This window comes from Yersinia massiliensis CCUG 53443 (genome assembly GCF_000312485.1).
GTDB classification, from domain to species: Bacteria; Pseudomonadota; Gammaproteobacteria; order Enterobacterales; family Enterobacteriaceae; genus Yersinia; species Yersinia massiliensis.
Map to the genome: position 1 here is coordinate 1747611 of NZ_HE997643.1, position 16312 is coordinate 1763922.

A 16312-nucleotide genomic window follows, 5' to 3' on the forward strand; every position below is an offset into this window, starting at 1 on the left:
CCACACCGCGTTTCGTCGCCTAAAAAGCACAGCCTAAACAGCGTCACAGCAGCCTAACGGCCAAGATAGACCTCTATCACCTGTTCATTGGCTTGCACCTCAGCTAAGGAACCTTCTGCCAAGACCTGGCCTTGATGCAACACAGTGACATGATCAGCAATGGTTTCGACAAACCCCATGTCATGCTCGACGACCATCAGTGAATGCTTTCCCGCCAATTGATTAAACAATTCCGCGGTATAGGCTGTTTCGGCATCGGTCATCCCTGCGGCAGGTTCATCTAACAAGAGCAAATGCGGGTCTTGCACCAATAACATCCCAATTTCAAGAAACTGCTTTTGCCCATGAGATAACAAGCCAGCCTGCCGCTGCCGCATATCACTGAGGCGTAACATCGCCAGTGTTTCATCAATTTGATCGCGCTGTTCGCTGTTTAATTTGGCACGTAAGCTAGCCCAAACTGTTTTAGTGCTTTTTTGCGCCAGTTCCAAATTTTCAAACACACTCAACGCTTCAAATACGGTCGGCTTCTGAAACTTCCGCCCGATCCCCGCTTGAGCAATCTCAATGGTATTCATCATGGAGAGGTCATGGCGTTGGTCATACATCATCTTGCCAGTCTGTGGCCGTGTTTTTCCCGTGATCACATCCATCAACGTTGTTTTTCCTGCGCCATTCGGACCAATAACACAACGCAATTCCCCGACGCCGATTTGCAAGGAAAGGTCACGTAACGCATGAAAACCGTCAAAACTGACATTGATATTTTCTAACGTCAGCACCGGATCGCGTTGCTGCCGATATTTGTCAGCAGCATATTCAATCGCACCCGGTTCTTGAGTCAGGATTTCGGGATAGATGAGTTGCTCTGTAATTTGAAATCGGCTCATTTATCTTTTCCTCGTTTCAACAAACCAATCACGCCTTTTGGTAAGAACAACGTCACCAAAATAAATATTAGCCCGAGGAAGAATTGCCAATATTCCGGCATCGCCATGGTGAACCAGCTTTTTGCACCGTTGACGATCCCCGCCCCAATGACGGGGCCGATAAGGGTTCCTCGGCCACCAAGGGCGACCCAAATTGCCGCTTCTATGGAGTTGGTCGGGGACATTTCGCTGGGATTAATGATGCCGACTTGAGGAACATATAGCGCCCCAGCCAAGGCACACAGCACGGCCGAAAGTGTCCAAACAAATACTTAAAGCCTTTCGGATCATAACCCAAAATGTCAGGCGATTCTCAGCATCGCGCACAGCGGTCAAAACTCGGCCAAACTTAGTACGTGCCAGCGCAAATCCCATCGCTAGGCTGGCAATTAATAAGGTGAGTGTTGCGAGGAATAACGCAATGCGCGTTGAGGTTGCCGAAACTGAAAACCCCAGCATGGTGGTGAATCCCGTAAAACCGTTGTTGCCACCAAAACCGGTCTCATTACGAAAGAATAACAGCATCCCAGCGTAGGTGAGCGCTTGGGTCATAATAGAGAAGTAGACCCCTTTTATTTTGGAGCGAAAAGCAAAGTAACCAAAAATAAAGGCTAAGAGCCCAGGTACCAGCACGATCAAGCACAATGCCCAGACAAAGTATTGGCTGCCGCTCCAAAACCACGGTAATTCCGACCATGACAGAAAAGACATAAACGCCGGCAGTCCATCACCTGCCGCTTGCCGCATCAGGTACATCCCCATCCCATAGCCACCAAGAGCAAAAAACAGACCATGCCCAAGTGACAGTAATCCGGCATATCCCCAGACTAAATCCAGTGCGATAGCGACTATCGCATAACAGAGAATCTTGCCGACCAGCGTTAAGGTGTAGGTCGAAATTGCCAGTGGATTATCCGCAGGCAGCAAAGCCAAAAAGGGTAGAATAATCAGCGCTACAACCACCACAGCCCCCAGAGATAGGCTGATTGTCGGGGCTTTTTGCGTCAAGGTAATTGCCAAAGGTTGATTCATTAGTCACTCACCCTGCCCTTGAGGGCAAACAGACCTTGTGGTCGTTTCTGAATAAACAAAATGATCAGCACTAAAATCAAAATCTTGCCTAGTACTGCGCCAATCTGCGGTTCCAAAATTTTGTTCAGCATACCCAGTCCGAGTGCGGCAACAACGCTCCCCGCTAATTGCCCAACGCCGCCCAGTACCACCACGAGGAAGGAGTCGATGATGTAGCCCTGCCCTAACTCTGGGCCGACATTGCCCAATTGTGATAGGGCAACACCGCCCAATCCGGCAATCCCCGAACCAAGTCCAAAGGCCAGCATATCCACCCGTCCTGTCGCGACACCGCAACACGCAGCCATCGCACGGTTTTGCGTCACAGCCCGAACTTGCAGCCCAAGGCGGGTTTTATTCAGCAGTAACCAAGTGAGCAGCAGAACAATGATGACGAAAACAATCACAGCAATACGGTTCCAAGGTAAAACCAAATTCGGTAGCACCTGTAGCCCACCAGAAAGCCACGCAGGGTTCGCTACTTCTAAATTTTGCGCCCCAAAGATCATGCGGACGCCCTGAATCAGCATTAGGCTGATCCCCCATGTCGCCAGCAGAGTTTCTAATGGGCGTCCATACAGGTGCCGAATGACTGTACGCTCCAATGCCATGCCTATACCGGCGGTGATAAAGAAAGCAATCGGTAAGGCGACCAAGGGATATAAAGCCAGCCAGTGCGGCGCAAATTGCTGAAATGCGGTTTGTACCAGATAAGCGGAATAGGCTCCCAGCATCAACATTTCGCCATGAGCCATATTGATGACGCCCAATAAACCATAAGTAATAGCCAATCCCAATGCGGCTAACAGCAGGATAGAACCCAGTGATAATCCACTGAAGACTTGCCCGATAATATCCCCCACCCATAATCGGTTTTGTACTTGCTTTAAGCTACTGGCCGCAGCCGCACGGACTTGTGCATCTTGCTCGATATTGGGGTCGGTTAAGCCTTGTAGCCGTGACACGGTTTGCGGTGAACCAGATTGTCCTAATAGCTGTACGGCATTCAGGCGTACCTGTGGGTTGCTATCAGCCAGTTGTAAATTAGCTAGAGCAATCTCTAATGCTTCTTTGACCTTACTGTCAGTTTCTAATTTCAGGCGTTGGTTGAGGAGCGGTAATTGGTCACTATTTGCCTGTTGCTGTAATGCCAACGCAGCTTGTAACCGCACAGACTCATCGTCACTCACCAGCCGTTGGGCCGCTAACGCATTGGCGATTAATATGCGTAACCGATTGTTGAGCCAAACTTTCTTAGGCATACCGGTAGGTTGTGCTTGCCCTTCTAATGGGGTGAAACCTTGGTTACTTTGAATGAACGCTTGCCCCGCACTGTCAATCATCAATGTTTCTTGTTTCAGTGCCTGCAATAAAGGCAAGCGACTGGCATCAGGTTCCGTCGCCCATTGCTGTAATAACGTGGCTTGTTGTGAACGATTGGCTGTAGCGAAATCATGGGCTGGCCCCGCGACGGCGAATGTCGAAATCCCCAACACTAGCCCTATCATCAGCCTGAGCAAAAGATTGGCCGTTTTATCCCACACAGGAGTTAATGATTTCATACACTCACTCATTGCTGATTTTGCAAAAGATATCTGGAGTCAGTTTGTTAACATCAACAGAACTCACTCCAGAAAGTCACGGCTATTGAGTACTTTTTACGGGGTGATCCGGTTTTTTATCATTGCCGGCGATAAATGGGCTCCATGGCTGTGCCCGAATGGGGGCATCAGTCTGCCAAACCACATTGAACTGCCCATTCGGCTCAATTTCACCAATCATCACCGGTTTATGCAGATGATGATTCGTTTTGTCCATCGTCAGGGTAAAACCAGAAGGCGCGGGGTAAGTCTGTCCTGCCATGGCTTCGCGTACTTTATCCACATCCGTTGATTTGGCTTTTTCAACGGCTTGCGCCCACATATGCATACCGACCCAAGTGGCCTCCATAGGATCATTGGTGACGGCAGTATCTGCATTCGGTAATTTGTGCGCTTTAGCGTAGGCTTTCCATTGTTCGACAAACTGCTTGTTAGTTGGATTCTCTACCGATTGGAAGTAGTTCCAGGCGGCCAGATTCCCGACCAATGGTTTCGTATCGATGCCACGCAATTCTTCCTCTCCGACGGAGAAAGCAATAACAGGGACATCAGTCGCTTTGATGCCTTGGTTGGCGAGTTCTTTATAGAAAGGGACATTTGAATCGCCATTAATGGTGGAGATAACAGCCGTTTTGCCATCAGCAGAGAACTTCTTAATATTGCTCACAATGGTTTGATAATCGCTGTAGCCAAACGGGGTATAAATTTCCTCAATATCTTTGTCTTGAATACCTTTTGTGTGCAGGAAGGCACGCAGTATTTTATTCGTGGTGCGTGGATAGACATAATCAGTGCCCAACAAAATAAAGCGTTTTGCCCCACCACCATCTTCACTTAATAAATATTCTACTGCTGGGATAGCTTGTTGGTTAGGCGCAGCACCGGTATAGAAAACATTCGGTGACATTTCCTCACCTTCGTATTGCACGGGGTAAAACAGTAAACCATTTAATTCCTCAAATACCGGTAATACAGATTTTCTGGAAACAGAAGTCCAGGCACCAAATACCACCGCGACTTTATCTTGTGTTAATAATTGCCGTGCTTTTTCAGCAAATAATGGCCAGTTAGAGGCAGGATCCACAATAACCGGCTCGAGTTGTTTACCCAATACACCACCATGGGCATTGATATCATCAATACTCATTAAGGCCATATCTTTCAATGGTGTTTCAGAGATAGCCATAGTGCCGGACAAAGAGTGCAAAATACCCACTTTAATCGTGTCGGCGGCCAGTGTACCAAAAGCCACACCCATGCTAATAACTGAAGCTGACAGTGCAAAAACCTTAATTAACTGACGATGTTGCATAGTATTAACCTCTGGTCGTTGAGTTAAACACACAAGATTGAATTACTCTGCGCAATCGCCATGCCAATTTTACATCTTGATAATTTCATTGAGAAAAAGAGTTATTTCAGACAACTATTCGGGGTTAGGAGTAAATAGACTGCACCATTAATGCGCAAAGAATGAGCCTAGATAGTGCAAAATACCAAGAGGGGAATAGGAAGTGATAAATAAACATTCGGAATAAAAACGGATATGAATTGACGGCAAACTAAGGTCGAATATTTCAGCGACAAGCAGGAATGGTTAGTGACCATTCCTGCTGTATTGTGATGAAGGAAGAAGTGATGACGAATAAAACGTGTTTTACCGCGACGGCAACTGCTGCCCAATATTATTGATATTACTTTTTCGGGCCACGTACACGTAACGTCAAACCTTTCAGGAAATAACGCAGAACTTGATCGCCACAAGGACGGAAGTTTTTACTGCCTTCTTTACGGAACAAGGCATTCAACTCAGGTTTTGACACTGGGAAGTCAACGGCATTAAACACATCGTGCATGTCAGTATCTTTCAACTCAAATGCAACACGCAGTTTTTTCAACACGATATTGTTGGTAATAACAGCTTCTATCGCAGGTGCGGGGAATTTGTCATCTTTGCCACGTCGAAAGAAGATAAGGCCATTCAGGAAATGCGCCATCACCAGATCAGGACAATCCTGATAACCAGCTTCATCTTCTTTCTTAAGAAAATTAACGACATCCGCATTGTTCACATCAAAATCAGCCAACTTAATGATTTCAGTTATCTTAGTATCATTCACGTTAAGCATGTAGCGAACACTACGGAGTACATCGTTGTTCATCATATTACTGCCCTATTCCTATTATTTAGTTTAGACGTAGCGAATATCGCAAGAAAACGAAACATTTCTTTAACGTCTAGCGGGCAGTATTGTATCGATCAACGTCGATCTTCTCAATGCAAATCTGATTAACCAGAGCACCTCAAATAGGGGCTGCATTAAGGTTAGCCATCATATACATATAAGATCACTGTTATATATAAGCGGCAATAAAAAGATTAAGACAACATATCAATAATTCCCTATCTTAATCTTTTATTGCCATAATGATATTAATTAGTCACTTTGTTATTTTCAGGTTGGTAAAGAGAAATCTCTTCGCCAAGAATATATTTTCTCCTTAGCGTTGCCGATATTTTATCCATTATCATGACAATAACGACCATAATTAGCGTGATAAACATCACGACATCCCAGTTCCATAAACGCATATTCTCGGCATAAACCAAGCCGATACCGCCAGCGCCAACAAAACCTAATACCGCTGCCGAACGAGTGTTAGATTCTATTTGATAAAGGCTTAATGCCAAAAAAGTCGGAAAGGATTGAGTGAATATGCCAAAGCGATGTTTTTGTAAGGCGTTAGCGCCCATGGCTGTCAGTCCACGGTTAGGGGATTTATCGACTGCCTCATGGCCTTCGGCATAGAGTTTTCCCAGTAATCCCATATCTTGCATGATAATGGCCAGCACGCCGGCCAGAGGCCCCATACCTACGGCTCGAACAAAAATCAGCCCCCATATCGCCATATCAATCCCTCGGAAAATATCTAAGAAGCGGCGAATCATAAAGGAGATAATACGTAAGCCTGGTGTAGACATAACATTACGTGCGGCAAGAAATGATAAAGGCAAAGCAATCAGTGTTGCCGTTAGTGTCCCAGCAAAGACAATGGCTAACGTAATAAATATCTGACTAAAATAGTATTTAAATGGCCAGTTAATGAAGTCATGCCAAACAAACATACGTAAAAAGTAGCGACTTATTTGCTGGCTACCATGAGCGAGTGTTTGCCAAGGGATACCAAAAAATTTAAAGAAAAAAAGGTAATATAAAATGATCCCAACAGCAATGGCGGTAATCAGCCTGACATAACGTTTTTGTTGTGTGAAAAGCTGAGGATGCTGTTGTTTGAGGAGCGATATTTGCTCTGTGGTGAGATGATAAGTCAACATTATGATGCCCCTTCCACAACTCGTTTGCGTAATTGACCGGATGCATAATCCAGTAACGAAACCACGATGATGATGAGTAATAATGTCATGCTGACTTGATCATAACGATCCAGCTTGATTGAGGTCATCAATTCCTGCCCTATCCCGCCCGCTCCCACTAATCCTAAGATTGTTGATTGCCGGAAATTAATTTCCAATCGCATAAAACTGTAAGAAAGGAAGATAGGTTTGACTTGTGGCCACAGCGCAAAACGCATACGTTGCAATTTACCGGCACCACAAGCAGCCAAACCGCGAACCGGCTTATCAGATGCCGTTTCTAATGATTCATAGAACAATTTGGTTAAGCTACCGATGGTGTGCAGTGCCAATGCCAAAAAGCCGGGTATCGCACCGATGCCAAAGGCCATAACAAACATCACCGCCCACGCTAATTCCGGCATAGTCCGTAAAAAGGCAACGAAAGTTCGAATCATTAAACGCAGCCAAGCTGGGCTTTGGGTATTATTCGCGGCCATAAACGCCAGAACAGTGGCGACGATGACGGATAAAATGGTTGAAGCGATGGCTAGCTGTAACGTTTCCCAAATCAGCGGTAATTGGATGTGTAATCGATAGCCCCAATAAGCGAAAGAACCTTCCGTACGACCATCTGCAAATAATGAGTTTAAATGGAGTACCGGTATGGTTTCGGCTAAATAATCGAAGAAATGGGGAATGGAAATAAAAACAGTATGCAGGTTAAATTCTGCAATACTGCCTGCGCCAAGGTAGATTATCGCCAAGGCGAGTGACCATATTAACGTTTCACGTTTTTGTTTACCGCGTATCTGCTGATAGTAGCGGTTAAAGTCTGTATTCAAAATGAGCTACCACCTAAAAGCAATAGCTCTGGCAAGCCAGAGCTATACCCTATATCTTGACGTTCCAGAGAGGTTATCCACTCACTCGCCTGCAACACCAAATACGTTGGGTCATATTCATTACCCATTGTTCGAATTAACGATCGCCTTTGGTTAACTCTCGCTTCATATCAATAATATTCTGATACTCGCTAAGCGATGTTTCGCCAATATGCTGTTTCCCACCCATTGCCTTAATAAAGCAACTGTGATCTTCTTTATCTAATTTTTTAACCGCTGCCACTAATTGCGCTTTAAACTCAGGTGGTAACCCATTACGAACTAAAATCGGGCCATTAGGAATCAGCGGAGATTCCCAGATAATACGGATCTGTTTCATTAAATCAGGATGGTCCATACGGATCATGCGAGTAAATGCGCCACTAGTATAACCCGTATTATAATCACCAATCATGGAAGCCCAAGTCACAGCACCATCAAACTGGCCATTAATAACACCAAGAATATCTTGTTCATGACCACCGGAGAAAGTCACGCTAGAAAAGAAGTCGTTATATTTATTATCAACCGTCCCGCCAAACTTCTGTTTAAAGCTTTGATTAGGGATGAGGAAGCCTGACGTTGAATCTGGGTCAGCAAAGCCAAATGCTTTCCCCTTCAAATCTTCAATTTTCTGATAAGGGCTATCTGCCTTCACAACAACAACGGAGTGATAACCCCGTGATTTATCCGTGTCATCGATAGCGATGCCGACAATATCAACCGCCTTTGGGTCTTTGATATAAACAGAAGCGAACGATGAGGGAGACATACTTAATACCAAATCAATTTTGCCGCCCAATAAACCTTGAATGACACCAGAATAATCAGATGCATTGTGCAAATTTGTTTTTACATTGAGTTCTTTTTCCAAGAACTCTTTGACGCACATATTATCACCAATTTGCTGCGTGGCGTTTTGCCCACCAAGTATACCCAGATTAATTTCCTTTGGTGCATCCGCTGCGGTCGCATTAAAGATCATCATGCTGGCCAAAATTGAGGTAAGACAAAGTACTTTTTTCATTAAAATAACCTATTCTGATAAAGGGATAAGTAGGGATTAATGCAAAAGATCAGTTGATTCATCGCTATATATATCTTGAATAATGGCGTCATTCAGTTGCGATGGTGGCCCGTCATAAACAATTCGTCCATGTGCAATACCAATAACGCGTGTACAGTAATCTTTCACTAAATCAACAGAATGCAAATTCACGACGACAGCAATATCGTTTTCACTTATTTTCTGTAATGTATTCATGATGCGCGTTGTATTTTTTGGATCTAAAGAGGCAACCGGTTCATCGGCCAATAATATGCTAGGGTTTTGCATCATGGCACGACAAATAGCCACTCGCTGCATTTGTCCACCAGAGAGGTTTTCTGCCCGCTGTAAAGCATGAGGCAACATATTAAGCCATTGTAATAACTCAATCGCCCTAGCTCTATCTTGCTCGGCGAATATTTTGAAAAATGATTTTAGTGTTGAGGTATAACTGAGGCGGCCTAATAAAACGTTGGTCATAACATCAAGGCGGGGAACTAAACAAAAGTCTTGGAAAATCATGCCGCATTTAGCACGCCATTGACGCATCTGTTTCGCCGTTAATGCCGCTATATTCTGCGTATCACCATTGTCATGGTAATTAATAATTTCGCCTGCGCTACTGGGAATAGTGCCATTTAATACATGCAGTAATGTGGATTTACCGGCACCTGAACGGCCAATAATGGCGACGAATTCCCCTGCATAGAGTTCAAAATTAATATCATCTAAAACGCGATGCTGCGATTTATAGGTTTTAACTAATCCCTTAACGGCAAGTACCTTCTTACGCGCTTCTGGCACCATAGCCGGATAATCAGCCACAGTGAATTTACGTAATGCCTGGCCCATATCATGTCTCTCAGATTGCCTGTCGTCATGAGCCATTAACGGATATTTCTATTGCATATTGATGATAGTTTTATGAGAGAAAGGTGACAAAAAAATAGCCACCTTTCTTAATAGTTTAAGAGAATATTAATATTCTGACGCCATACTATTGGCGATTAAGCCGTGCTAGCTTCTTAGTTTTCGGTAGACAAACAGGACGACCAACGAACCAATAACAGCAACAACGAAGCTACCAATATTGAACCCGTCTACTCTGCCCATACCAAAGAAGGTACTAATATATCCCCCGACCAGCGCACCGACGACACCTAGAATGATGGTCATAATAAAACCGCCGCCATCCTCTCCGGGCATAATCCATTTAGCCAAGATACCGGCAATAAGGCCAAAAATAATCCAAGATAGTATGCCCATAAACGCCTCCATTAAATTAATCTTCGCTGATAGTTGGCTGATAGTTGATTGGGCTATGTAGCCACCCATCTACTAATCAACCATCATCATCAATATTAAGTTAAGACCCAAAAAACAAAATTCGCAAATCAGACCAGCTATTATCAGCACGAATCAAATAACAGGTTGGCGCGGTATGAAAATCTGGTTAACACCCTGCGCCTGCAATTTTTTCAGTAAATCTGTACCGCCATTTGGCACACTTTGCGCAAACTCACTTTCACTGGTAAAGATGGGGCTGACCCAATAGATATTAACTGGGTCACCTTGCTGGAGAGGCAATGTAAGGCTATCAGCGTCAGCATACAGCGCGGACGAAAGAATATAGCCTTCGTAGCCTTGAGGGGCGACTGACGACGCTAATGTATGCCCTTCCCCAAACCACGTTAATTTACGCCAAGGGACATGAGCAAATCCGGCTAAAGCACTGGCCATTTGAATTGCATTGTCTTCAGTCATATATTGACCATCGATCGCGATAGCCATTTCCAAGCGGCGGTATTTAGCCGCATCGTCATTAAAGAGAATTTCGACCCAGGGTTGCGGGCGAATACTGACCCCTAAGGTCAAGAAGTAATATATGCCGTCTTTCTCATGCTGCGAAATTGCCATCGGCGGCCACGTATCTTGGTCGATAGCATAATATTTTAATGACGGGCCAAAGTGCTGTTCGTAGCTTTGAATATATTCGGCCTGTAATGCTGGCCACGGATTCCCTTCTTCCTGTTGCCAAGTTCGCCAAAATTGGCGCGTATTTTGTGCATTAGCATATTGAGTATTGGTTGAAGCTGAGCCAAGCGGCATCGTCAACGGATTATCTTTAATACAACTGGCAGAATAACAAATGGAGTGATCAATATATAAACTCCAACCAGGGATAATCGCTAACAATTGCCCTTGATACCACAAAGCAGCACCATCATCACTTTCTGACCAGACGACCGTAATATATTGGGCATCCAACTGTTCCTCACCAGCAACATTACGGCAGAATTCGGCGGCTAATCGGGGGGCAAGCCCTTGTTCAAGAGCCGCATTATCTGCCGATTGTGGTGCTGCAACCAAATTCCGTACCCAGCAGGCACGAACAGGAAAACGCTCTTCAAATGCCTCCTGCGGATAAATATAAAAGTAAACGACCCGCTGGTCTTGCTGCACCACGGCGACTAATGTTTGGTTTTCATTACTGACTTCAGCCAGTACTTCAGATTCTTTCATATCGCCTCAACAGTATCGGCAAAGGATTTCAGGCAAAACATCTTGCATGCCTGCCGTAACATCAGTCTATTAGCGTTATGCTGATATTCTTAAGCTAACAACTTGGTATTGATAATGTAAAACATGTGGATGATATCAACATGACATACTAAAAATCGACAGGTAGTGTAAAACACCCTACTCCTATAAATCATCAGCAAAAGTCTCAAAAAACGGCTGCTTAAGATGAATAATTTATAAAGATAACTTATCGCATTAATTCAATATGTTACTAACAAATTCAGTGATAATGATAGGCTATTATTGAGAGATCTATCGCCAATCGGTGATAGTTTATAAGCATGATTCACGCTAAAATAGCGATAATATTTTCGTAGCACCGAAGGTTCATATGGCATATATACCTAAGAATTATACCCGTCTGGAAAGTGGTTATCGGGAGAAAGCATTAAAGATTTACCCATGGGTCTGTGGTAGATGTTCACGCGAGTTTGTTTATTCCAACCTACGAGAACTGACGGTTCATCATATTGATCATGACCACAGCAATAATCCAGAAGATGGCAGTAATTGGGAGATGTTGTGCCTGTTTTGCCATGATCATGAACACTCTAAATACACCGAAGCGGATCAATATGGCTCAACCGTGATTGCGGGTGACGATGCTCAAAATGATCAGGGCGTGGCAACTCATAATCCATTCGCTAATCTAAAGTCCATGATGAAGAAGTAAATCAATCTGGTCGCTTACCTGAGAGCGGCCAGATGCTTTATCGCGTTCAAGTGACTAAAATCCCAATAATTGCCGATATGAGCGATGTTCTTGTTTTTCTGGCAATAATCCCAATTTATTCGCTAACTGCCAGCATTCTATCTCTAACTCACTAGTTGCGGCGGCGTCATCCGTCATAATGGCTATTTCAGCAAAATCACCCAGCCCAATTAAGCTATCGATAGTGACGTGAAATTTACCAACAAAATAAATGCTGCGCCTTTTTTCTAGTATAAAAGCAGGTTGATATCCTAATGTTCCTAACATGCTTTTTACTTTGTCGATATCTTCAATATTGCAGGCTTCACAACGCTCGGTTCCCGGTCCTTTAACTATCCATAACCGAATGCCTGATGGGTTCATCTCTCGCAGCACCATGCTGATCTTTTGATTGGCTAAATCCTCGCCATTGGCTTCCAGATAGATGTCTTTTTCATGATTATCCAATGTAAAAGGTATGGCTTCATGTTGCTTCAATTGTTCATGCAACTGTGCAATATCCGATAACCTAAACTTAAGCTCAACTTCAAATTGACCAACAAAATGCTCGCTCATCCTATGTCCTACTAATCCATGTAAAAATTGGGCTCGATCATATACTTTATCGTCAGATGAATCACAATCATGATCGCGATAACGAATAGTTTTCTCGACATTTATTATTCGGATATTTCTTACTTCAACTCATTAATATTCATAATATTTTTTCATGAATAGTCACGGGATAAAATGCAACTCAAACGCAAATAATGTGACATACATCACAAAAGATAGGTTTTAACAGGAAAGCCTTCTCTCCCTCATGTTTACTTCATAGCTCTAGTTTGACTGTTTCATAGGGATCTGAACTCGGGTGTCATGCTCGATGAGATAAAAAGTCAATTCAATGACGGGAAGCGGCACGAATGAATCAATCCAATGATGATAAAACGCAAATCTTGCTAAATAAATTGCAGCAGATTGTGGGCGCTCGTGGCCTACTCACTGGCGAGCGGCAAACCGAGCGATATCGTACAGGTTTTCGATCGGGCGGCGGCGCAGCGCTTGCGGTGGTCTTCCCTTCAACGTTATTGCAACAATGGCAATTGCTACAAGCCTGTGTCGCGGCCGATACCATTGTCATCATGCAGGCGGCCAATACCGGACTCACAGAGGGGTCTACTCCTAGCGGCCATGATTACGACAGACCGATTGTGATACTGAGTACTTTGCGCCTCAATAAGATTCAGTTGTTGAATGATGGCAAACAAATCATTGGCTTCCCTGGCAGTACCTTAAATCAGTTAGAAAAAATGCTGAAACCTTATGATCGTGAACCCCATTCCGTTATTGGTTCCTCATGTATTGGTGCTTCAGTCGTGGGCGGTATTTGTAATAATTCGGGCGGATCCTTGGTTCAACGCGGGCCTGCCTACACTGAAATGGCACTGTATGCACAAATTGATGCTCAAGGTGAATTGCAGTTAATAAATCATTTAGGCATTAATTTAGGCAACACTCCGGAAGAGATTTTACGACGCTTAGAACAGGGTAATTATCAAGCCAGTGATGTTGAGCAAGGTGGGCAACAAGCCTCAGACCACGAATATGCCACTCGAGTAAGAGATATTGATGCTCCCACGCCGTCTCGCTTTAATGCCGATCCGAGGCGTTTATTTGAGGCTTCAGGCTGCGCAGGTAAATTAGCGGTATTTGCCGTACGCTTGGATACCTTTCCCTGCGAGAAAAAGCAGCAAGTTTTTTATATTGGCACCAATCAAACTCAAGTATTGACTGAGTTGCGCCGCGCTATTTTACGTGATTTTAAGCATTTACCGATCGCCGGTGAATATATGCACCGCGATATTTTTGATATCGCCGAGATTTACGGGAAAGATACTTTTGTGATGATTAATAGTATGGGCACTAATAACATGCCTCGTTTCTTCACATTGAAAGGCAAGATTGATGCTCGTCTTAACAAAGTCCCTTTTCTAATCGATCATTTATCTGATCGGGTAATGCAAGGTTTTAGCCGAATACTGCCTAATCATTTGCCGAAACGCCTTAAAATGTATCGGAATAAATATGAGCATCATTTATTACTTAAAATGTCAGGAGAAGGTATTGCTGAGGCGCAGCAATTTTTGAAAGATTTCTTTGCGACGGCGGAAGGGAACTTTATAACCTGTACTGCGGATGAAGGTAAAAAAGCCTTTTTACACCGCTTTGCCGCCGCAGGTGCAGCGGTACGCTATCACGCCATGCATGCCGACAAAGTAGAGGATATTCTGCCGTTAGACATTGCCCTACCAAGAAATGAAGAAAATTGGTTTGAAACTCTGCCACCCGAAATAGATCAATGTTTGGTCGCCAAACTCTATTACGGCCATTTTTTGTGCCACGTTTTCCATCAAGATTATATTGTGAAGAAAGGCGTGGATACCCAAGCGTTAAAACAAAAAATGCTGGCACTATTGAACGATAAAGGGGCAGAGTATCCAGCAGAACACAATGTCGGGCATCTTTATTTCGCCAAACCGGCATTGAAAGCGTTTTATCGGCAGATAGACCCAACGAATAGTTTTAATCCTGGGATAGGTAAAACGTCAAAACTTAAGTTCTGGCAGGAATAATAATATTACTGAAGTGATAGGCTCGCCACCGACAGAATTTGCAGGCTTAGCTGCAAATTCTGTCGCAGATATTCATCCGATTTTATTCTGAAACCTGAGCGATACGTGCCTGCGTATCTTTTTGCAGACGATAACTTTTCGCCGCGCCTGGAATTGGCGTCGCTTTACCGGTTTCCATCCAACTGCGTAGACGGTTTGCATCGGCAAAATGGGTATATTTACCAAAAGCATCTAATACCACTAGCGCAACAGGACGATTACCAATCACGGTACGCATCGCCAAGCAATGCCCTGCCTGATTAGTGAAACCAGTTTTGGTCAATTGAATATTCCACTTATCGTTATAAACCAAATGGTTAGTATTACGGAACGGAATCGTATAGTTAGGATCGCGGAACGTCGCCATTTTCTCTGTCGTGGTACTCAGTTGCCCAATCAGCGGGTACTGCTTAGTCGCGATTAGCAGCTTGGTCAGGTCACGGGCTGTCGAGACATTATCAATCGACAGACCTGTTGGTTCGACATAGCGCGTTTTTGTCATCCCCAATGCTTTAGCTTTGGCATTCATTGCCTTAATAAAGGCGTTATATCCGCCTGGGTAGTGATGCGCCAAACTAGCCGCTGCGCGGTTTTCTGAAGACATCAGCGCCAGCAGTAGCATATCTTTACGGCTAATTTCACTGTTGACACGGACCCGCGAGAATACACCTTTCATTTCTTTAGTTTGATGAATATCGACGGAGATAATCTCATCTAGCGGTAATTTTGCATCCAATACCACCATCGCGGTCATCAGCTTAGTAATCGAAGCAATGGGTACAACGTGATCTGCATTGTTGGCGTAAACAACTTTATTGGTTTGTAAATCAACCACCATTGCACTCCCTGATGCTAATTCCAGCGGAGACGTCCCTTTTATTTCAGCCGCTCCCCCCTTGGCGAAAACCAAAGGTGCGACACTAAAACCAGTGGATAAAAGCAATAAACTTAATAGTGCAGAACGGATTTTCACATGCATGTTCGTCAGCTTAAATAGGTTGTTGGGAGTGATGGTTGTTGGGAGTGATGATAGTTGTTCCGCCGCATTATAAATTACAGTAATGCACTGCGCATCAGTCATTACTTAAATGATTGTTACAAAGATTAAAAACTGGCTAATTGCCGCTCACCGGTAAACATATTGAGTGAATTCATATCGGCGACGTGCATTAAGCATCAGTCCTAAAAACCTATACAGATACTCAATAATAGTAAAAAATCACCAACTCGCTACATTATTAACCTATAATTAGCGGCATAATTTTTATTAAATCAGATTGATAGGTATTAATATGGGTACAACAATCGTTGGAATTATTTTCGGTGTATTTTTGATAGCCGCAGGGTTAGCTGATATTCATGATGAGAATCTTGCATCATTAACATTTTGGGTTGATGCGTTGCTGATTTTTGTTGGTGCGATATTCCTACTCGGGGTCGCTAAATTTATTGGCCGCAAAAAGAAGTAATCATAA

The 16312-nt window shown here is 43.9% G+C and carries 15 protein-coding genes and 1 pseudogene; 3 read left to right on the forward strand and 13 right to left on the reverse strand.

The genetic code is table 11. The features are described from left to right. Positions 1-53: 53 nt before the first annotated feature. From urtD to BN68_RS07965, 11 genes and pseudogenes are all read right to left on the reverse strand, one after another. On the reverse strand, positions 54-890 hold the full coding sequence (urtD, locus tag BN68_RS07915; RefSeq protein ID WP_019210628.1) for an urea ABC transporter ATP-binding protein UrtD: 837 nt from the start codon (positions 888-890) through the stop codon (positions 54-56). Further along, positions 887-1961: pseudogene (gene urtC / locus BN68_RS07920) on the reverse strand (urea ABC transporter permease subunit UrtC). Before urtC ends, urtD begins: the two are co-directional and overlap by 4 nt. Next, entirely contained in the window at positions 1961-3562 is a 1602-nt protein-coding gene (gene urtB / locus BN68_RS07925; protein ID WP_019210630.1) for an urea ABC transporter permease subunit UrtB, read from the reverse strand. The pseudogene urtC and the gene urtB overlap by 1 nt, the downstream one beginning before the upstream one ends. An 82-nt stretch (positions 3563-3644) precedes the next feature. Further along, a complete protein-coding gene (urtA, locus tag BN68_RS07930) occupies positions 3645-4913 on the reverse strand; it encodes an urea ABC transporter substrate-binding protein (RefSeq protein WP_019210631.1) in 1269 nt (422 codons plus the stop codon). Positions 4914-5295: 382 nt separating this feature from the next. Then, complete coding sequence (locus BN68_RS07935) at positions 5296-5766, reverse strand: YehS family protein (RefSeq protein WP_019210632.1); 471 nt, start codon at positions 5764-5766, stop codon at positions 5296-5298. A 269-nt stretch (positions 5767-6035) separates the two neighbouring features. Further along, positions 6036-6938: a phosphonate ABC transporter, permease protein PhnE gene (phnE, locus tag BN68_RS07940; RefSeq protein ID WP_019210633.1), complete on the reverse strand. Its 903-nt coding sequence runs from the start codon at positions 6936-6938 to the stop codon at positions 6036-6038. Next, complete coding sequence (gene phnE / locus BN68_RS07945; protein ID WP_019210634.1) at positions 6938-7801, reverse strand: phosphonate ABC transporter, permease protein PhnE; 864 nt, start codon at positions 7799-7801, stop codon at positions 6938-6940. The genes phnE (BN68_RS07940) and phnE (BN68_RS07945) overlap by 1 nt, the downstream gene beginning before the upstream one ends. Positions 7802-7937: 136 nt before the next feature. After that, positions 7938-8867, reverse strand: a complete 930-nt coding sequence (gene phnD, locus BN68_RS07950) for a phosphonate ABC transporter substrate-binding protein (RefSeq protein ID WP_019210636.1) — start codon at positions 8865-8867, stop codon at positions 7938-7940. Positions 8868-8903: 36 nt separating this feature from the next. Beyond that, on the reverse strand, positions 8904-9740 hold the full coding sequence (gene phnC / locus BN68_RS07955) for a phosphonate ABC transporter ATP-binding protein (RefSeq protein WP_019210637.1): 837 nt from the start codon (positions 9738-9740) through the stop codon (positions 8904-8906). Positions 9741-9905: 165 nt separating this feature from the next. Further along, complete coding sequence (locus BN68_RS07960; protein WP_032815356.1) at positions 9906-10154, reverse strand: GlsB/YeaQ/YmgE family stress response membrane protein; 249 nt, start codon at positions 10152-10154, stop codon at positions 9906-9908. Positions 10155-10307: 153 nt separating this feature from the next. Next, positions 10308-11411 (reverse strand): suppressor of fused domain protein, encoded by a 1104-nt coding sequence (locus BN68_RS07965; protein WP_019210639.1) that lies wholly within the window; start codon positions 11409-11411, stop codon positions 10308-10310. Positions 11412-11802: 391 nt separating this feature from the next. Between BN68_RS07965 and yajD the strand changes: the two genes are divergently transcribed. Continuing rightward, positions 11803-12144 carry an HNH nuclease YajD gene (gene yajD / locus BN68_RS07970; RefSeq protein ID WP_019210640.1) on the forward strand — a complete coding sequence of 114 codons (342 nt, stop codon included), beginning with the start codon at positions 11803-11805 and terminating at the stop codon, positions 12142-12144. 54 nt (positions 12145-12198) lie between these two features. On the opposite strand, the gene cyaB is transcribed toward yajD, so the two are convergent. Then, a complete protein-coding gene (gene cyaB / locus BN68_RS07975; RefSeq protein ID WP_019210641.1) occupies positions 12199-12738 on the reverse strand; it encodes a class IV adenylate cyclase in 540 nt (179 codons plus the stop codon). A 350-nt stretch (positions 12739-13088) separates the two neighbouring features. On the opposite strand from cyaB, the gene dld reads away from it, so the two are divergent. Beyond that, entirely contained in the window at positions 13089-14798 is a 1710-nt protein-coding gene (gene dld / locus BN68_RS07980; RefSeq protein WP_019210642.1) for a D-lactate dehydrogenase, read from the forward strand. 82 nt (positions 14799-14880) lie between these two features. Here the strand turns inward: dld and pbpG are convergent, their stop codons facing one another. Continuing rightward, complete coding sequence (pbpG, locus tag BN68_RS07985) at positions 14881-15816, reverse strand: D-alanyl-D-alanine endopeptidase (protein ID WP_042806564.1); 936 nt, start codon at positions 15814-15816, stop codon at positions 14881-14883. 313 nt (positions 15817-16129) lie between these two features. On the opposite strand from pbpG, the gene BN68_RS23635 reads away from it, so the two are divergent. Continuing rightward, complete coding sequence (locus BN68_RS23635) at positions 16130-16306, forward strand: hypothetical protein (RefSeq protein ID WP_019210644.1); 177 nt, start codon at positions 16130-16132, stop codon at positions 16304-16306. The last annotated feature ends 6 nt before the right edge of the window (positions 16307-16312 follow it).